7 protein-coding genes are annotated in these 21,517 nt (G+C 31.3%); 6 read left to right on the top strand and 1 reads right to left on the bottom strand.

What is annotated here, in order from left to right; translation table 11 throughout:
* Position 1 precedes the first annotated feature (1 nt).
* Positions 2-1,219 carry an ABC transporter permease gene (locus tag ABNT65_RS02905; protein WP_348701956.1) on the top strand — a complete coding sequence of 406 codons (1,218 nt, stop codon included), beginning with the start codon at positions 2-4 and terminating at the stop codon, positions 1,217-1,219.
* Between the two features lie 45 nt (positions 1,220-1,264).
* Entirely contained in the window at positions 1,265-2,383 is a 1,119-nt protein-coding gene (locus ABNT65_RS02910; protein WP_348736550.1) for an efflux RND transporter periplasmic adaptor subunit, read from the top strand.
* Positions 2,384-2,507: 124 nt separating this feature from the next.
* Here ABNT65_RS02910 and ABNT65_RS02915 read toward each other — a convergent pair whose 3' ends face one another.
* Entirely contained in the window at positions 2,508-3,353 is an 846-nt protein-coding gene (locus ABNT65_RS02915) for an SMP-30/gluconolactonase/LRE family protein (protein ID WP_348747122.1), read from the bottom strand.
* 142 nt (positions 3,354-3,495) lie between these two features.
* On the opposite strand from ABNT65_RS02915, the gene ABNT65_RS02920 reads away from it, so the two are divergent.
* The 4 genes from ABNT65_RS02920 (at position 3,496) to ABNT65_RS02935 (ending at position 21,478) form a co-directional block, all read left to right on the top strand.
* Entirely contained in the window at positions 3,496-5,142 is a 1,647-nt protein-coding gene (locus ABNT65_RS02920) for a tetratricopeptide repeat protein (RefSeq protein ID WP_348747123.1), read from the top strand.
* 213 nt (positions 5,143-5,355) lie between these two features.
* Positions 5,356-15,522, top strand: a complete 10,167-nt coding sequence (locus ABNT65_RS02925) for a BspA family leucine-rich repeat surface protein (RefSeq protein WP_348747124.1) — start codon at positions 5,356-5,358, stop codon at positions 15,520-15,522.
* A gap of 337 nt (positions 15,523-15,859) precedes the next feature.
* Positions 15,860-19,279: a T9SS type A sorting domain-containing protein gene (locus ABNT65_RS02930; protein WP_348747125.1), complete on the top strand. Its 3,420-nt coding sequence runs from the start codon at positions 15,860-15,862 to the stop codon at positions 19,277-19,279.
* 555 nt (positions 19,280-19,834) lie between these two features.
* Positions 19,835-21,478 carry a tetratricopeptide repeat protein gene (locus ABNT65_RS02935; RefSeq protein WP_348747126.1) on the top strand — a complete coding sequence of 548 codons (1,644 nt, stop codon included), beginning with the start codon at positions 19,835-19,837 and terminating at the stop codon, positions 21,476-21,478.
* Positions 21,479-21,517: the final 39 nt, after the last annotated feature.

Here is a 21,517-nt window from a genome sequence, read left to right on the forward strand (position 1 = left end):
TATGAAATTTTTATTCGATAGAGATACTTGGCAAGAGATTTACGGAAGTATTCGTAAAAATAAAATCAGAACAGTAATTACCATTTTTGGAGCCTTCTGGGGAATATTATTATTGGTTGGATTATTAGGAGCGGCTAAAGGGATAGAAAATAGTTTTAACAGTATGTTTGGTGACTTTGCAACAAACAGTGTTTTCATGGGAGGAGATGTAACTTCTATGCCTTTTAAAGGATTTCAAAAAGGTAGGCAAATACAATTAACCACCAGTGATGTTGAAAAAATAAGAAATGAAGTAGATGGAGTCGAATTTGTAGTACCTAGAAATGTAACAGGAAGTCAGGTAGTATATGGGTTAAAAACAGCTCAGTTAACCATTTTTGGAGACTACCCTTTGTTAGATAAGATTCAAAAGAAAAAATTAACAGCTGGTCGCTTTATAAATCAAACTGATATTGATGAAAATAAAAAAGTTTGTGTCATAAGTACTGAGGTATATAAACAATTATTTGATATAGATGAAGAGGCTTTAGGAAGCTATATTAAGATAAATGGAATTGGTTATATGATTATAGGCGTATATAAACCAGGAAGATTTGAAGGATCAAATAATATTCATATACCATTTAGTACATTCAGAACAGTTTATAATAAAGGGAATAAATTTCAATGGATGGTAATAACAGGTAAGTTAGAATACGATATTGAACAAGTAGAGGCCGATGTTAAAGTACTATTAAAAAGAATACATAAAATACACCCTGATGATAATAGAGCCTTTGGAGGCTTTAACTTAGGGAAAGAAATAGCAAAAGTAACAGGTTTTTTAACTGGAATGCAATTTTTAACCTGGTTTGTAGGTGTTGCAACTTTGATAGCAGGAGTTTTTGCAATTGGAAATATACTTCTTATAACTGTTAAAGAACGTACTAAAGAGATAGGTATCCGTAGAGCATTAGGTGCTACACCAAAGAAAATTAGACAACAAATAGTTTTAGAATCTATCTTTTTAACACTTTTAGCAGGATCATTAGGAATTATAGCTGGAGGATTGATATTAATGGTAGTTTCTGGATTAGATGTTTTAACGAATCCAACAGTTGATATACCTATTGTATTAATAGCATATACAGTATTAATAGTATTAGGAACTTTAATAGGTTTAATTCCTGCACATATGGCAACAGTAATTCAGCCTATTGAAGCATTAAGAGAAGAGTAAAGAATAATAAAGTCAATTAACAAATAAGAAAATAAACAAAAACAAATGAAAAAAGTAATTATTTTTGGCGGAATAGCGTTGGCATTGATAGCAGTGCTAATCTGGTTTGGTAAAAAAAATAGTGCGTCTCCAATAGAATATAATACAGAAAAACCGTTTAAAGCTACCATTGTTAAAAAGAGTGTAGCTACTGGAAAAGTAATTCCTTTAGAAGAAGTAGAGATTAAACCTCAAATAACAGGTATTGTAGATAAAATATTGGTAGAAGAAGGAGCACTTGTTAAAGCTGGTGATTTAATTGCTACTGTAAGGGTTGTACCAAATATAGCTTCTTTAAATAGAGCAAATGGGTCGGTGAAAAATGCAAAGTTATCGTTTGAAAATGCAAAGACACAATACGAAAGAAACAAAAAGCTTTTTGATAAAGGAGTAATTTCATTACAAGCATTTGAAAACTCAGAATTGAACTATAATAATACACAGCAAGCATTATACAATGCTAAGTCAGATTTAGACATAATTAAAAGAGGAACTACTTCAGGATTAGGAAAAGCTGCAAATACAAGTATTAGAGCTACTACTTCAGGAATGATTGTAGAAATTCCTGTTAAAAAAGGATATCAAGTAACACAAACTAATGATTTCAATGCAGGAACTACAATTGCACGTATTGCAGATATGACAAAAATGATTTTTGAAGGAAAAGTTGATGAATCAGAAGTTGGTAAACTGATTAAAGGTACGGATATTGAAGTAGCAATTGGGGCAATAGAAGATAAAAAATTTCCTGCAATATTAAACTTTATAGCACCTAAAGGAACTGATGAAGGTGGAGCGGTACAGTTTAAGATAAAAGCAGATGTATCATTAGATGATAAATACTTTATAAGAGCAGGATATAGTGCCAATGCAGAAATAGTATTAGCTAAGAAAGACAGTGTGTTGTCTATAAAAGAAGCGCTATTACAGTTTGATAGAAAAACCGAAAAACCATATATAGAAGTAAAAGTAGGTGAGCAAGAATTTGAAAAAAGAGATATTAAATTAGGATTATCTGATGGAGTTAATGTTGAAGTTTTAGAAGGAATTAAAGCAGAAGATGAAGTTAAAATATGGAACAAAGTAGTTAAAGAAGATAAAGGGAATGATGATTTATCAGACTAGATACTAATATTATCACACTTTAATAAAACAAGCAAAAAAGTCGTTTACAAATACCGTAAACGACTTTTTTGTATAATATAGGATTGTATGTTTATATACAAAGCTTAGCCAAAAGCTTTATATTTTACAAATTAACCATTTCAATACAACCTCTATCAGCAACAGTTATATAGCACTTTTTATAGTTATTGCTAAAAGTAATATTTGAAGGTTTTTTACCTTTTAAGTTAATTTCATTGATAAGCTTTCCTTCTGGAGATATAATAGCTACGGTTCCTTTTCCATATCTACATACAAATAAGTTTCCGTTAGTATGACATCGCATACCGTCTAAACCAAAATCGTTGAATGCTATTAACTCCTGTTTGTTTTTTATTCCACCATCTTCTTGAATATCATAAACCCATATTTTTCGTTGAACAGATTCGTTTACGTATAATTTTTTACCATCATGACTTACCTCAATTCCATTGGTAGTTCCCATTTCTGATTCTAATAATTCAAAACCTTTTTCTTTAGTTATTTTCCATAAGTTACCAGTATTGTTTGTCCAATTAGGATCACTAGCATAAAGAGTTTTATTAGGAGCAATAGCAATATCATTAGGTTGATTAGCTTTTGCTTCATGAGCAAATACATTTATTTGTTTATTGTTTAAATCTATTTCTAAGATATTGTGGTTTACATAATCAGCCACAAACATTTGATTTTTGCTTCCAAATCGTATTCCATTACCAATACTTCCATTAGGTAATTTAACAAAAATTGAGCAGTCTCCATTTGGGGTAACTTTACCAATAGTTTCTTGTTCTTGGTAGTTTACTGCATAAATGTTACCTTCAGTATCAGTTGCTGGTCCTTCTATTCCGCTTGTAAAACTCTTATCTTTTGTAAAATCAACACTTTTTAAATTTTGTTTGCAAGAAGTAATTAAGGTAAATAGTATAATAAAAGCAGTACATTTTTTCATTAGGATAGTCTTAAGTTAGTTATTGTTATAAATATTTTGGACAAAAGTAATTGTTTACTAATTTAATTAAAGAAGATATAATTTATAAAAAATGTATTTTTGATCTTATAATTAATATCTAGATAAAAATAACTGTTTTTACTTGAAAACAACGATTATACTTATATTTTACTTTTTTTCGTCTTTTATAGGTTATGCACAATCTTACGATAGCATAGCACTTGTATTAAAAGATAAGGTAGAAAATAGTGCTACAGATTCAATTAAGATTGCTGCCAAAATAGAATTGATAAAAAAAATACAAAAATTTGATTTAGATACCTGTAGAATTGTTATAAATGAAGTATTAACTACTTTAAAAAAGAAACAAAAAAGTAACAGAGATACGTATTACAAAAAGAAAGAAGCTGAAGCGCTAAATTATCTTGGGATCATAGAAAATAAACAAGGAAATCCAGAAAAAGCGTTGTCCTATTACCTAAAAGCATTAGATATAAGTAAAAAAAATAAAGATTCTACGATAATAGGGTTAGGACTTCATAATTTAGGAATGTTCTACAGGCGTCAAAAAAACTACGAAAAAAGTATAGCGTATTTAAAAAAAGCACTAGTTGTTAAAAAAGGAAAAGTTGATGTTGAAAGCTATGCAATGACTTACCACATGTTGGCTGTGACTTACTATAAAAATAATCAAAAAGATTCTGCCAGATATTATATATCAAAGATAAAAAAAATACCTTGTTCTAGTGTTCGTAAATCAAAAGTTAATGGAACTTTAGCTGCTATTTACTACTCGGAAAAAAACTATAAAAAATCTATTGAAATTTATAAAGAAAACATAGTACTATCTAAAAGTATTAAAGATCAAAGTGAGTTAAGTATAAGTTATTTAAACGTAGCAGTATTATACAATGCACTTAAAAAATATGATAATGCGATACCTTACCTAGACAGTGCTATAGTGGTAGCAAAAAAAATAAAAGATAAAAGGTTATTACGTACTCAATATTTTAGTAAAAGCAATTTGAATGAAACCAGAAAAGATTTTAAACAGGCATTAAAAGATTATAAAGTATTTAAAAAATTAAATGATTCCATAAATAATATAGAAAAAGTAAAACGTATAACAGAGTTAGAACTGAATTATAAGTTTAAAAAACAGCAACAAGAAGATGAGTTACGATTAGAAAATGAAACCACTAAAAAAAGGTTGTACCTTTTATTATTTATGTTGGCGCTGGTTTTAGGAGGGATAATTTTATGGCTAGTTCAAAAAAATAATAAACAACAATTAGCTTTATATAATAACAAATTAAATAAAGAACAGTTAGATAAGGTAAGAGCGGAGTTAGCTTTAGTAACCAAAGAAAAAGAGTTAAAAAAAGCTATGGTAGAAAGCTCTTTACGTCAAGAAGTATTGAGTAAAACGTTAGGAGAGATAAAAGAAATTATTAAGTTAGATAATGAAAAGGAGCGAAATCAAGCTTTGCATTCAATTTTTGCCTCACTACTTTCAGAGGAAGTAAAATCTACCATCAATTTAAATTCCTATTTAGAACGTGTAAGTACCGATTTTAAAGTTGTTTTAGATACTAAATTTTCACAGTTAAATGAAAGAGAAAAAGAATTGTTATGTTTAATGACACTAGATTTAAATGCAACTGAAATAAGTAAACTACAGAACTCAACTATTTCAGCTATAAAATCCTCAAGATCTCGTATTCGAAAAAAACTAGGAGTAGATTCAAAAGAAGATATTATAAGTTTTATTAATAACTCATCAAAATAACAGACAGCTTATTTTTAAGCTAGTTAATAAAGTTCTTTATTGCCAGTTTTTAAGAATTATTAACAAGCATACTTTCCTAATAGAAAATATTCCAATGCTATATAAATACTAGCTTGCAACCCTTTTGCAACCCCTATTAATAAGCGTTTTTTAGGGAACTACTTTAATTTTGTTCTTTTCAATTAAGAACTAAATCGTACTTATCATAATTTTATGAAACATATTTACTTTACATTTTTTTTATTTGGTTTTTTATTTGGTGTAAATGCCCAAGACACATCTACTTCCTTTAGAATAAAAATCAAAACAGATTCACCTAACGAAACCTTTACTATTCCTACTCATGTAAATGAAACTTATGATTACTCAGTAAAATGGCGTGATAATTATAGGTCAGGAGGATTGGATATTATTGTATCTTTTATTGATGGTTACACAGGAAATGCTACGAATACATATCGAGAACCAGGAGAATATACCATTTCTATTAAAGGTAATTTTCCAAGAATATTTTTTAGTAATGCAGGCGATACTCAAAAAGTTCTTTCTATTGAGCAATGGGGAGATAATCAATGGACAAATATGACTGAGGCTTTTAACGGATGTACAAATATGGTAGTAAATGCAACCGATACTCCAGGTTTATCACTATGTACTTCTTTGAAAGGAATGTTCAGAGAATGTGTTTCTTTAGAGGATAACGGGAATGCTATAGACGATTGGAATGTAAGCACAATACAAGATTTTAGAGAAATGTTTTATGCAGCTGTAAATTTTGACCAAAACCTAGGAAAATGGGATATTTCCAATGCATTATCTATGGATAATATGTTTCAAAACGTAGCACTTTCTACATCAAACTATGATGCTACCTTAACAGGTTGGGCAAGCTTAGGGATAAATGGTAATTTAAAATCGAATGTGGTATTTAATGGAGGTAATAGTACCTATTGTGCTAGTCGTTTAACAAGACGTTTTTTAACTGATCCAGCTGAGTTTAATTGGACGATTATTGACGGAGGTGAGGTTTGTGAAGAAGATAAGTTTATTACAACATGGCAAACTACTATACCAAACGAAACCATAACAATACCCACAACAGGTTCGGGGTATAATTATAATGTAATATGGGGAGACGGACTAATCAGTAAAAATATAACGGGTAATGCAACACATACGTATGAAACCCCAGGAATACATCAAATAGAAATTTACGGAGATTTTCCTAGGATTCATTTTAATAATGGTGGAAATAAGAATAATATTTTATCCATAGAACAATGGGGAAATATTCAATGGACTTCAATGGAAGCAGCATTTAGAGGATGTACGAATTTAGTCATAAATGCAACAGACAATCCAAACCTAAGTAATGCAACCAGCCTAGCAAATATGTTTCGAGATTGTTTTAATCTTGAAGGTTCTAATTTATCTAATTGGAATGTAAGTACCATTACCAAAATGAACGGAATGTTACTTTCAGCAGATAAGTTTAATGGAAATATTAGTTCTTGGGATGTAGGAAGCGTTGATAATTTTCAATTCATGTTTGCTGGAGCAGATATTTTTAATCAGGATATTAGTGGATGGAAAATTGGTGAACGTGTTTCTGGTGATATATCTATGGAAAGAATGTTTAGTTTTGCTACTACTTTTAATAAACCTGTTGAAGGTTGGGATATGAGCAAAGTAACTAATTTGTCTCAAATGTTTAATGGAGCATCAAAATTTAATCAATCTTTGAGTAATTGGAATGTATCTAATGTAACCAAAATGAAAGGTTTATTTAGTGGAGCTTCAATATTTAATCAGTCTTTAGGTAATTGGAATATTCAGTCAGTTTCAGATATGACGAATATGCTTAATAATACAGATATTTCAGTAGAAAATTATGAGGCTACTCTGTTAGGTTGGGCTACATTAGAAGCTGGAGAAGCTCAAATTCCAACGAATGTAACTTTTAGTGGAGGAAATAGTACGTATTGTGATAAATCAGCTAGAAATATATTAACAAGAGCTCCTAAAAACTGGACAATTACTGATGGAGGTCAAGTATGCCCTGAAGAAGAAAAATTTATAACCACTTGGACAGTTACTGGTGGAGATTTAAGCATTCCAATTTACATGTTTGGTTCATCTAATGATTATACCGTAGATTGGGGAGATGGAACCATTGAAAGTGATTTTACAGGAGATACTACCCATACCTATGCAACAGCAGGAACCTATACGGTAAAGATTTATGGAGATTTTTCTCAGTTATATTTCTTTAATCGTATAGGTAAAGAAAAAATTCGTTCGATTGAGCAATGGGGAACAAATAAATGGACAGGTTTAGATTTTTCTTTCTACGGATGTTCAAATTTAGAATTAAATGCAGACGACGTACCTGATTTGTCTCAAGCTACCTCAATCGGATTTATGTTTCAAAATGCTTCTTCTCTTACAGATGCAAAAGACAAATTAAAAGATTGGAATGTAAGTACAATTAAGGAATTTAATGGAGCATTTCAAGGAGCTTCGTCATTTAACCGAAATATTAGTGGTTGGAATATGCAAGCTGCTGAGAACATTAGTTTAATGTTTGCTCAAAATAGCGCTTTCAATCAACCTATCGGAACTTGGGTATTTAACAATTTAACACAATGTGAAGGTGTATTTTGGGGTGCTACTAGTTTTAACCAAAACCTTTCCAATTGGGATGTTAGTAAAGTTGAGATATTTAGTATTATGTTTAAAGGGGCTACAGCATTTGATCAAAGTTTAGCTAGTTGGGATATTAGTGCTGTGAATGGAATTAATGGATCATTCGGAATGGACAATATGTTTGAGAATGCTGGTTTAAGTACAGACAATTATGATGCTACATTATTTGGTTGGGCTACTCTAGATGCTGGAGAAACACAAATTCCTAGTGATATTACCTTCCATGGAGGAAATAGTAACTACTGTGTTGGGGCTAGTGTAAGACAAAGCTTAATAAACAATTTTAAATGGATAATTACCGATGGAGATATAGTTTGTGATGAAGAAGATAAGTTTATTTCAACATGGAAAACCACTTCTAATAATGAAAGTATTCAAATAAGAACCACTGGAGGAGGATCTTCGTTTGCTATAGATTGGGGAGATGGAACTTCAACACCAGAAGGCGGAAGTAAGTCTCATAGGTATGCTACCCCTGGAACTTACACCGTTAAAATTTCCGGAACAATAGGACAATTGTATGCAAATAACCGTCCAGAGGCAGATAAAATGTATACTGTAGAGCAATGGGGAGCATCGAAATGGACCTCATTTCGAAGAGCTTTTTCGGGAGCAGACAATGTAGTAATTAATGCTACAGATATGCCAGACTTATCTAATGTAACTAGTTTTGAAGATGCTTTTAATAACTGTAAAAAGCTAGTGGATAATGGAGGACAAATCAAAAACTGGAACGTAAGTAACATCGAGAATTTCACGAGTGCTTTTAAAGGGTCGAGTTTATTTGATGTTGATTTGGGAAATTGGGATTTAAGCAGTGCTACAAATTTAGGGAGTATGTTAAATGGTACAGGATTATCTGTAGTCAATTACGATGCTACCTTACAAGGTTGGGTTACCAATCCAAATACCCCAAATGATAAGGCTTTAGGGGCTAGTGGTTTGCAATATTGTTTTGCCGAACCAGCAAAAATTATTTTAGAGCTAAATAAAAATTGGACAATAAATGATGCTGGTTTAGGATGTGCTAGTGCTGATTTTTTTATCACCACTTGGCAAACTACTTCAGCTAACGAAAGTATTACCGTTCCTACTACAGGTTCAGGTTACAATTATACAGTGGATTGGGGAGATGGTTCTTTTGAAACGAATATTACAGGAAACGCTGCACATGAATATACAGCACCAGGGTCATATAAAGTGAAAATTTCAGGAGATTTCCCAAGGATTTATTTCAATAATACGGGAGATAAGGATAAAATAATTTCTATCGATCAATGGGGTAAGCAACAATGGACGAGTATGGAGCGAGCCTTTTATGGTTGTGCCAATTTAGAATCAAATGCGTCTGATGCACCAGATCTGAGTCAAGCGACATCATTAAGGTATATGTTTAGAGGGACTAGTGCATTTGTGGATAATGAGGGGGCTATGAATTCTTGGGATACAAGTACGATTACCGATATGTCTCATATGTTTGTGGACTCTATTTTTGACTTTGATATTACTGGATGGGACGTTGGTAATGTGACGAATTTCTTTAGAATGTTTGGTGGAAATACTGCTTTTAATCAAAATATTAGTAGTTGGAATATTGGTGAACATGTTACTGGGACTATTGATATGGCTGCAATGTTTCTAGGTGCTGAAAAATTTAATCAACCCATTGGAAATTGGGATGTAAGCAAGGTACGAAGCATGGATGGTATGTTTTCTGAAACTAAAGCTTTCAACCAATCATTAGCAAATTGGGATGTAAGTAAGGTGAGTGGATTTATCAGCATGTTTGAAGACGCTGAAGCTTTTGATCAAAGTTTAGGTACTTGGGATATCAGTAGTGCTATCAATATGGGGGATATGTTTAAAAATTCGGCACTAACAACTGATAATTACGATACCACTTTAATTGGTTGGGCTACTTTGGAAAATACAGAAACACAAATCCCTTCAGGTATTACTTTAAATTTAGGAACACTTCAGCATTGTTTAGGAGAAGTAGCAAAAAATAAATTAACAAGTACTCCTTACCATTGGAACATTAGAGATGGAGGATCGAGCTGTACGGCCGATTATTTTATCACCACTTGGGAAACCACTGTAGCAAATGAAAGTATTGCCATTCCCACTACAGGAACGGGATACAACTATGTGGTAGATTGGGGAGATGGCTCTTTTGATAGTAATGTTACAGGAAATGCAACCCATACCTATACAACTGCAGGCACACATACCATAAAAATACTAGGAGATTTTCCAAGAATCTATTTCAATAATACTGGCGATAAAGATAAAATCATTGCTATTGAACAATGGGGGAGACAACAATGGACTTCTATGCATTCCGCATTTAGAGGCTGTACTAATTTGGTGCTAAATGCCGATGATACTCCTGATTTTAGTAAACCTACTTTGTTTAATATACATCAAATGTTTCAAGGAGCTACCAATTTAGTAGACATAAAAGATAAAATGAACGATTGGAATGTAAGCAATGTTCAAAATATGTTTGCCACGTTTGCTGGTTGTAGTGAATTCAATGAAGATATTAGTTCTTGGCAAGTAGGTAATGTTAGAACTTTCTTACAAACTTTTGTAGATGCTAGCAAATTCAATCAAAATATTAGTGGATGGGATACTGGTAGTGCTACTATAATGGCTACGATGTTTACAAGAGCATCCGCATTTAATCAAGATATTGGTGGATGGGATGTTTCTAAAGTACAGAGAATGGATAATATGTTTAATGCTGCTACAGAGTTCAATCAAGATTTAAGTAGTTGGGATATAAGTAGCTTAGGAACACATCCAATGCAGACACTAACTGCTGAAAATATGTTTAAGGGAGCTACTAAGTTTAGTAATGAAAACTATGATAAGTTACTTGTCGGTTGGGCTAGATTAGATACAGGTGAAACTAGTATTCCAAGTAATGTAATCTTAAATGCCAATGCTAATACGTATTGTTTTGGAGGAAATGCTAGAAACACATTAATAGCAACTCCTTATAATTGGACTATTACAGATGGAGGTATGAATTGTGATTTTACTAATGCTTTTATCACTACTTGGCAAACCACTACAGCTAATGAAAGTATTACGATTCCAACTACTGGAATAGGGTATAGCTATGCTGTAGATTGGGGAGATGGAACCATTGAAGGTGGTTTTACAGGTAATGCTACACATGAATATGCTACTGCAGGAATATACATGGTGAAAATAACTGGAGACTTTCCAAGAATATTCTTTCATGGTACAGGTGATAAAGATAAAATAGTAGCTATTGACCAATGGGGGGCGCAAGAATGGACCTCAATGGACAAAGCTTTTTGGGGATGTATAAATCTAGAGGTCAAAGCACCAGATGCACCAGATTTATCTATGGTAACTTCACTTCGCATGATGTTTAGGGATTGTAGTTCGTTAGATAAAAACTTTAAAGTTGATTTTTCAGGTTGGGATATCAGTGGTGTTGAAAATTTTGCATTTACATTTTCTGCTGCAACGGCATTTAATAGTAGTAGTATATCTGGTTGGAATGTAGGTAATGTAAGTAATTTCATTTATATGTTCCAAGGAGCTTCGGCTTTTAATCAGGATATTAGTAATTGGAATATCGGAGAAAACGTTACTGGTGATATTAATATGTTTTCGATGTTTATTACAGCAAGAGATTTTAATCAGCCTATTGGAAATTGGGACGTTAGTAAAGTTTCAAATGCAGGGATGATACTTCGTCAATGTGCTAGTTTTGATCAAGATTTAAGTCAATGGGATATTAGTAATATGACTAATATGTCAGATATGTTTCAGAATACTAAACTCTCTACAGAAAATTATGATGCTACCTTAATAGGCTGGGCTACCCAAGAAGCTGGAGAAGAAATACCCGTAGGGATTACCTTTGATGGAGGAAATAGTAATTATTGTTTAGGAGGTGAAGCCAGAAATATATTAACATCGACACCATATAACTGGACCATTACAGACGCTGGTATAGCTTGTGATTTTACTAATGCATTTATTACCACTTGGGAAACCACTACTGCAAATGAAAGTATTGCCATTCCAACCGCTGGAAATGGATACAACTATATAGTAGATTGGGGAGATGGAACTATTGAGAGTGGATTTACTGGAAATGCTACGCATGAATATGTAACATCAGGAACGCATACTGTAAAAATACTAGGAAACTTTCCAAGGATACATTTTAACAGTACAGGAGATCAAGACAAAATAAAATCTATAGAGCAATGGGGTACACAAGAATGGAAGTCTATGGAAGATGCCTTTAGAGGTTGCGAATTTTTGGAAATCAATGCAACAGATAGTCCAAACTTATCACAGGTAACTAATATGAGTTTTATGTTTACTGCTTGTAAAGCAATCGGAGCAGCAGACTTCTCAAGTTGGGATACGTCAAATGTAACCAATATGAGTTGGATGTTTTACCTTTCACGTTTTAATGGAAATATTTCAACGTGGAATGTGGGTAAAGTAACTTCTTTTAAATCAATGTTTAGATCTGCTTCACGTTTTAATCAGGATATCTCTCAATGGAATATTGGAGAATTTGTTACTGGCTTTATTGATATGTCTGAAATGTTTAAATCAGCTAGTAAATTTAATCAATCTTTAAATACATGGGATGTTAGTAAAGTAGATCGTACACACTTTATGTTTCAAAATGCATTCAAGTACAATCAACCTATGGATAATTGGAATGTTGCGAGTGTAAAGTTTATGAACGGAATGTTTGATGGTGCTCGCGATTTTAATCAAGAGCTATCTAGTTGGGATATAAGTAGTGTTACCACTATGGTTGACATGCTTACTGGTACTGGAATAACACAAGAAAATTACGATACTACCTTAATTGGTTGGGCTACTTTAGAAGCAGGAGAAATAGGGATTCCGGTTAATTTAAGGTTTGATGCTAGTGCCACCTATTGCTTAGCTGAAAGTGCAAGAAGTTCCTTGATATCGTCACCTTATAACTGGACTATTACTGACGGAGGTCAAAATTGTGATTTTACGAATGCTTTTATTTATACATGGCAAACCAATACAGCTAATGAGACAATAACCATTCCTACAGCTTCTGGTTCAGTTTACGATTATGTAGTAGATTGGGGAGATGGTACTATTAAAGGATACACAAGAGAAGCTTCTCACAGTTATGCTACTCCTGGAGTACAAACAATTAAAATTATAGGACAATTTCCAAAAATATTTTTCTTTGGTTCAGATATTAGAGAAAACCTTTTAACTATAGAGCAATGGGGAACACAACAATGGACTTCAATGGGATCTGCTTTTAATGGTTGTATTAATTTAAAGCTAAATGCTGATGATGTTCCTGATTTATCTTTAGTAACTAGCTTGAGAGGAATGTTCAAAGGATGTACCAATTTAGAAGACTTAAAAGATAAAATGAATAACTGGGATGTTAGTAAAATAACTAGTATAAGTCAAACTTTTGCAGAGTGTTCTTTATTTAATGAAAATATAGGAGATTGGGAATTTACGGTTCTTGATAATCTTTCCGGAACTTTTAAAGAAGCGACTTCATTTAACCAAAATATAGCTAATTGGAATGTTAGTACAGCTGATGACTTTAGTGATACATTTTCAGGAGCTACAGCTTTTAACCAACCCATAGGAAATTGGACTTTAGGTACTGTTGATTATATGGATGGGTTCTTTAGAAACGCAACGGCTTTTAACCAAGATTTAAGTGGTTGGGATATGAGTAGCGTATATGATATTCATGATATGTTTGAAGGAGCTTCTTCATTTAATCAAGATCTTTCTGCATGGGATATAAGTAAAGTAGAAGCGTTTGACGATTTTTTTATAGGAACAGTGATATCACAAGAAAACTATGATAAAACATTAATTGGCTGGGCTACAATAGAAGCAGGAGAAACTGCAATTCCAGCGAATTTGAAATTAAATGCAGATGTTACATACTGTTTGTCTGAAAGTGCTAGAAATACGTTAGCATCGGCTCCTTATAATTGGACGATTACCGATGGAGGTAAAGATTGTAACAACACAGCTATATGGTCTGGTGCTAACGGAACAGTTTGGATAGATTCAGGAAACTGGTCTAGTAATAACATACCATTAACTACAAATGATATAATTATTCAGGATGTTACTAATCAGCCAGTAATTGGTTCAGGAGTTGTTGCTGAAATAAATGATTTAACCATTGAGACATTAGCAGATTTTGATATTTCAGATAATGGGGCAGTAATTGTTAATGGAAATTTAACCACCAATGAAACTATTGGTATTACTTCTTCAGTGAATACAAGTGGAACGTTAATCGTTAAAGGAACGGCTAATGGAAATGTTACTTATGAACGTACTGGATTGGTTGGTAATAAGTGGAGTATAATTACTGCGCCAGTTTCAGGACAAAGTATAAAAGAATTTATAGAAAATTCAACAAATGGAATTCGAGTAAATAACACAGTAACACCTAAACGCTATGCAGTAGCATATTATGATGATACCAAAGCAGTAGGTACAAAATGGACGTATTATACAGCAGATGATATTCAAACCAGTTCCTTAACTTTTGAGCAAGGAAAAGGATATATCATTTCAAGAGCAATGGACGGAAGTGTAAAGTTTACAGGAACATTAGAAACGGAAGATGTATCAGTTAGTGTAAATGCCGATCAATGGAATTCAGTAGGAAATCCATATACAGCTTATATGCCAATAAACACCAATGGTAATGCAAACTTTATTCAAGCCAACTTTGATAAGTTCAGTTCAGCTAATGTAGGAGTTTATATTTGGGATGTTACGCAAAACAAATATGTGGCCAAGACTTTAGTAGGAGATACTTCTGCATTAACAGTAGGTCAAGGTTTCTTTGTAAAAACTACGGATGGAGTTTCATCTATAAACTTTAAAGAGGTACAGCGTTTATCAGACCCTACAGATGTAAAAGTATTCTCAAGAAAAGAAGCTTATCCAAGTATTCAAGTACAAGTAACACAAGGAGCTATTACAGTAGACACCAATATTAAATATATGGATAATGCAACTGAAGGTTTAGATCCAGGGTATGATGTAGGGAATTTTGGAGGTGCAGCATTTGATGTGTATACTAGGTTAGTGTCAGGAATAAATACACAAAACTTTACCTTACAATCTTTACCAAATGCTAATTATGAAAGTATGGTAATCCCATTAGGAATAACTTCAAAAGCAGGAGAGGAGGTAAGTATAACAATGAATGTAGACAACTTACCAGTTGGAGTAGAAGTGTATTTAGAAGATAGAAAACTAGGTGTAGAAACTAAATTGAGTGATGCAAAAGCAGTATACAATGTAACTTTCAAAACGAAAACAGAAGGAATAGGACGTTTCTTTATTCATACCAAATCAGCTTCTTTAAATGTACCAGAAGTTGAGGTAAAATATATAAATATTTATACAACAACTAACAAAAGTGTAATAATTGAAGATGTCAATGGAGAAGATTTTACAGTAGAAATATTCAATACATTAGGATCAAAAGTGATAGAAGATAATTATAAAGGAGCGGTTAAAACCTCAATAAACGTAGCTGAATTATCATCAGGAGCTTATATAGTTAAGTTAGTTTCAGAGAAACAAACCATAACAAAAAAAATAATTATAGAATAATTACGTTGTACTAATTATACAAATTCTGATTTAAATTGATCTTAAATAAAATAATCTATTTTAAAACGTTAAGATAAAAGAGATGGTTATTATTTAATAATTAAAAATTTATAAAATAGAGGATTAAACTTTATTAAAAGTAAATAACTACTATATATAGAAGAAAAGTCAAGATACCTAGTGTCTTGGCTTTTTACTTGTTGTAAAAGTATAGTGTTTTGTAATGTATGTTGTTGTAAAGTAATGAGTTAAATTAATTTTTTTTCCAAAAAAAGTAGGGTAAATGTTGATTTAAAAGTTTTATACTATGAAATTTTATTTTAACAAAGACAACATTATGAAAATCAAAAAAGTAATAAAATTATTTAGTATTACATTTTGTTTACTCACAATAAGTATTTCATTTTCGCAAGAAAACACAATTCAAAAAATAATAGAACAGATAGATCCTGGTACGATAGGTCAAGGAGATTGGAATGGAGATGAATACCCTATTAACAAAACAGTTAAATTACCAAGTTTACCCAACAGAGATATAAATTTAAGAGGCTATGTAACAATACCTAGAGGTGTTCAAGGTCCTTTTCCTGTAATTGTATTATTACATGGACGTCATAATATTTGTTATATAAATGAAGGCTCTGATGGGTTTCTTACAACCAATTGTGGAGATGCCTTTAATAGAGAAAGCAATGAGATTCCTAATTATCATGGTTTTAGATATATTGCAAATACTCTAGTAACACATGGTTATGTTGTAGTAAGTATTGACTCTAATGCTATTATTGATGCTGTAGAAAGAGATAAACAATTATCAGAGAATACGAATGTTCCTCTAAAGATAAAAGATGAAGGGGCACAATTAAGAGCCGAACTAATCCAAGAGCACCTTAATTTACTCAAAGAGTTTAACGAAAATGCTACTCTAAAAGTAGCTGATGTTCCAACATTTAATACTATGGATTTTAACAATGTAATAACCATGGGGCATTCTAGAGGAGGAGAAGGTGTAGTAAAACATTTTATTCATAATAAAAACTTAGGAAGCCCTTATAAAATCAAAGGTGTTTTTTCTGTAGCTCCAACAAATACTAATAATTTTATTGTACCTAAAGGAATGAATTATTCAGTAATGATTCCTTATTGTGATGGAGACCTTACGCAGGCTCCTGGAGTATGGAACTATGATAGACAAACCGAAAATTCTGATTCAAGTACTCATCAAATATTATTAATGGGAGCTAACCACAACTATTTTAATATTATATGGACTCCAGGGAATTTTACAGCAGGAACTTCAGATGATTGGAAATCTTTGGAAGAAAATGTAGGAAATACAGGAAGTTTTTGCGGAGATCCTAATAATCGTTTTTCTCCAGAAAAACAACGTAACATACTAAATGCTTATTTACATTCTTTTATAAAAACGTATGTAGAGAAAGATTTTAGGTATTCAGATCCAATTTTTGGTATTAACAATCACATTCCAGCGTCAACACAATTAGGCAATAATGAGGTACATGTATCTTATCATGCTCCTGAAGTTAAAAGAATGAATTTAAATATTCTTGAAAATAGTGATAAGATTGTACGAGAAGGATTAACATCTTTTAGTATTTGTGGTACAGGAGATGAAAAACACCTATGTGGTAATTTGGATAATGATATAGACAAACGTCTTGATGATCACTATTCTCCAGAACATAAAACAGGACTACCTAGAATATTGGTATCTTGGAATGGTACTACAAACTCAAAAATAGCCTACACGGTAAGTGAAAAACAAAAAAATATAAGTTCATACACGCACTTCACACTAAGAGCAGGAGTAACTGCATTTCCTCCTTTTCAAATTAATAGAGTAGGAGGTAATCAGAATTTTTCAATCTCTATTATAGATGATTCAGGAAAAGAAGCAAGTACAGAAGTGGCTCCTCATACTAATGCTCTTTTTCCCCCACCTGGAACTATTGGGAACATAACACCTCATAATATAGCAAATACAATAGCAATACCTTTAAGTAACTTTAATACTATTGACTTAGAAAATATTAAGAGTATAACCTTTAAGTTTGATAAAACTTCTAAAGGAGAGTTGTATTTTACAGATTTTGCCTTTACAAATTATAATGAAATTGACTTTAAAGAATGGACAGGAAATACAAATACAGATTGGGTTGTCAACACAAATTGGAAAGATAATACTACACCATTATCAACTAATGATGTATTAATACCTAATGTAATAACTACGCCAGTTGTTGATGAAGGAAAAACAGCCAATGCAAAAAACCTAGTAATTGAGGAATCTTCAAGTTTAAATATATCTGAAGGTGGAGCTGCAATTATAGAAGCTGATTTTGTAAATAAAGGAACAGTAAATATAAGTTCTAAAGAAAATAAGAGTGGTGTATTAGTAGTAAAAGGAACTTCAAACGGAATGGTAACTTTTGAACGCTCTGGGTTAATAGCTAATAAATGGAGTATTATTACCGTACCGGTGGTTGGTCAGTCAATAAAAAGTTTTATTGAAAACCCTGAAAATGCTATTAGAGTAAACACAACGGTAACACCTAATCGCTATGCCGTAGGGTTTTATGATGATACAAAAGTGGCAGGTTCCAAATGGACGTATTATACAGCAGATGATATTCAAACAGATGCCTTAACCTTTGAAAGAGGAAAAGGATATATTATTTCAAGAGTTACAGATGGAAGTGTTAAGTTTAAAGGAACTATTGAAACAGAAGATGTAAATATAAGTGCGCAAGAAGACAAATGGAATGCTGTAGGAAATCCATATACGGCTTATATGCCTGTAAATAATAATACAGGAACTAATTTTATACAAGAAAACCTAAGTAAGTTTAATCCAACAAATGTAGGAGTATATATTTGGGATGTAACCCAAAATAAATATGTAGCTAAAACATTGGTTGGGGAAGCTCTTTCGTTGACTGTAGGACAAGGATTCTTTGTAAAAACTAAAGAAGGAGTATCTTCTATAAGCTTTAAACAAAAACAACGTTTAACTGATGCTACTGTAGTAAGCGCATTTTCAAGGAAAGCCATAGTACCAAGCATTCAAGTATTGGCGAAACAAGGAGATATTACAGTAGATACAAATATTAAATATTTAACCAATGGAAAGAAGGGATTAGATCCAGGGTATGATGTAGAGAATTTTGAAGGAGCTAAATTTGATATATTTACTAGATTAGTATCAGGGAGTAGTAAACAAAACTTTACCTTACAATCTTTACCAAATGATAATTACGAAAAAACAATAATTCCTTTAGGAATTAAATCAGAAGTAGGTAAGAAGATTAGTATTAGTATTAAAACAAAAAATTTACCAGCTGGATTAGATGTATATATAGAAGATAAATTATTAGGTGTAAAAACAAAGTTGAATAACTTAACAGAAACCTATCAAATAACCTTTGATAAAGAGACTGAAGAAATAGGACGATTTTTTATTCACACTCAGTCTAAAACATTGGCAGTTGAAGAGGAAAGTCTCATAGAAACAACTCAAATATATACAACAACCGATAAAAATGTAATTATTAAAGGAATTTATAATGAGAAATTTACAGTGACTATTTTCAATACATTAGGAACAGTTTTAAAAGAAGAAGTTTATAGTGGTGCTGGACAAAATAAAATAAAAACTTCAAATTTTCCAATAGGAGTTTATCTAGTTAATGTAAAAAGTAACAACTTGAATATTACAAAAAAAGTTATATTAGAATAAAAGATTTATAAAACATAAATAAAGAAAAACAAGTCAAGATTAAAGGTTATATCTTGACTTGTTTAATTAAGTATAAATACTAAGGTCATAAATAGTGTATTATAAATGTTAAAAAAAAGAAAAGTTTTGTTCCTAAAAAATGAAATTACTAAGTTTGCTAAAGAAAGAAAAAGGTATTGCTATAGACAATTCCTAAATGCATAAGATTAAAGTAGATTATAACAACACTTTTGTGTTGTAACAAATCTAAATGTCGGTTATATATAAAATCTAAAATTATTTATAAGAGTATAAATGATGAGGTTTTAAATGTAACCAAAACTAAAAGTGTATATAAATTTTATCACCGACGATAGATAGATACCTACACTTTTTAGAAGCAGTAGGGCATTAAAATACTTAGCTGTTCTCTAAATAACTATTTGAATTAACTACTCATGGTATCTATTCCCAACTCGGAGTATCTCAGCTCCGAGTTTTTTTATGTAATTATTAGAACTATGTATATAATAAATGTTTTACTTGCAAAAATAAATTCTAGTACTTTTGTAAAATATGAAGTATAACTTAACCATTATTTTTGCACTTTTTTTTGTATTTGTTAAAGGTCAAAATCAAGAAAGTATTTTAAGAGAGCTTCAAAACAAAGTAACTACCGCCAATAAACCAAAAAATAAAATTGAGGCATTGCTCAATTTAGCTGAATATCAGTACGATCGTAATTTTAGCGCTTCGGATCAGTTGGTAGAAGAAGCACTAAAGTTAATAGCTACTAAAAAGGACAGTATTACTTTAAAACAGTTAGCTAAAGCTTATGTAATTAAAGGTGTAATTAATAGAAGAAAAGCGGAATATCCTAAGGCTATAGATTACTATTTAAAAGCAAAAAAAATCTATCAAGATTTTAATGATATAGAACGTATATCTGATGTATTACACAATATGGGAATGGTGTATAGACACAGAGATAATCATACTAAGGCAATTAAGCTTTATAAGCAATCTATAAAAATTAAAAAAGTTGTTAAAGATATTCATGGTATGGCGGCAGGCTATAATATGATGGGAGTTTCCTATAGACAAAGTAAGAATATTGATTCCGCTATTGTGTGTTATAAAAAAGCTAGAGAATTATTTACAAGTATTCAAAGTTTTGATGATGTACAAAGAGTAAATAACAATATGGTGGCGGTTAACTTAGAGCAAAAAAAATATAATAAAGCATTAGAATTGGCTTTAAATAATGTAAAATATGCTAAAAAACACCAAAAAAAATATTCATTATGTGTTGCGTATAGAAACTTATCAAACATTTATAAAAAAACAAAAGATTTCTCAAAATCATTAATATACATAGACTCATCTTTGCAAGTAGCATCACAAGAAAAGTTTAGAGAATATATAGCAAAGGCATATTTAAGAAAAAGCTTTTTAAATGCTAAATTAGGTAATTACAAAGATGCATACCAGGATTATAGAGTGTTTAATAGACATTCTGATTCGATATTTAATATAGAAAACATTAAGAAAATACAAGAATTAGAGTTAAATTATCAATTCAAACAAGAAAAAAGAGAGGTAGAATTGTTAGCAAAAGAAGAAGTGTTTAAAAAACGTATGTATTTAGTCTTGTTAATAATATCACTATTAAGCGCTTTAGGTATTAGCTACTTATTATATAGGAATTATAAAAATAAAGCTAGAGGTTTACATGAAAAACTTGAAAAGGAACGGTTACAAAAGGAATTATTAAACCAAAAAATAAAAACAAATGAAGAAGAAACAAAAAAAATAATTGCAGACAACACAATGCGGTTGGAATTTAAACAAGAGCTATTAAATAGATTAAAGAAAGAAGTAGTACCCAATGTCTCAGAAGATATTAAACAAAAGCTAATGGAAATAACTTCTGGAATACAAGTACAAATAAAAACAGAAGGTAAACTTTCTGAAGTGCAAAATAAAATTACAGAGGTAAACAAAGGGTTTGATACCAAATTAAGAGAATTATTTCCTTCGCTTACAAAAACAGAAAGAGAAATATGTGCTTTATTACGATTAAATTTATCCATTAAAGAAATCATGACGGTAAGAAACGCTTCTTTAGATGCTATAAAATCCGCTAGATATCGTATTAGAAAAAAAATGAAATTAGAAACCAAACAAGAGTTAGAGCAATTTATTCAGAATTTAGATTAGTAAAATAATATTTGCAACTTAATAATAATATTATATTTT

This window comes from Tenacibaculum sp. 190524A02b (assembly GCF_964036645.1).
GTDB classification, from domain to species: Bacteria; Bacteroidota; Bacteroidia; order Flavobacteriales; family Flavobacteriaceae; genus Polaribacter; species Polaribacter vairaonense.

Excerpts from the sequence above, each read along its gene's own strand:
- ABNT65_RS02905 (WP_348701956.1), top strand. The coding sequence starts at position 2 with ATGAAATTTTTATTCGATAGAGATACTTGGCAAGAGATTTACGGAAGT.
- ABNT65_RS02910 (WP_348736550.1), top strand. The coding sequence starts at position 1,265 with ATGAAAAAAGTAATTATTTTTGGCGGAATAGCGTTGGCATTGATAGCA.
- ABNT65_RS02915 (WP_348747122.1), bottom strand. The coding sequence starts at position 3,353 with ATGAAAAAATGTACTGCTTTTATTATACTATTTACCTTAATTACTTCT.
- ABNT65_RS02925 (WP_348747124.1), top strand. The coding sequence starts at position 5,356 with ATGAAACATATTTACTTTACATTTTTTTTATTTGGTTTTTTATTTGGT.
- ABNT65_RS02930 (WP_348747125.1), top strand. The coding sequence starts at position 15,860 with ATGAAAATCAAAAAAGTAATAAAATTATTTAGTATTACATTTTGTTTA.
- ABNT65_RS02935 (WP_348747126.1), top strand. The coding sequence starts at position 19,835 with ATGAAGTATAACTTAACCATTATTTTTGCACTTTTTTTTGTATTTGTT.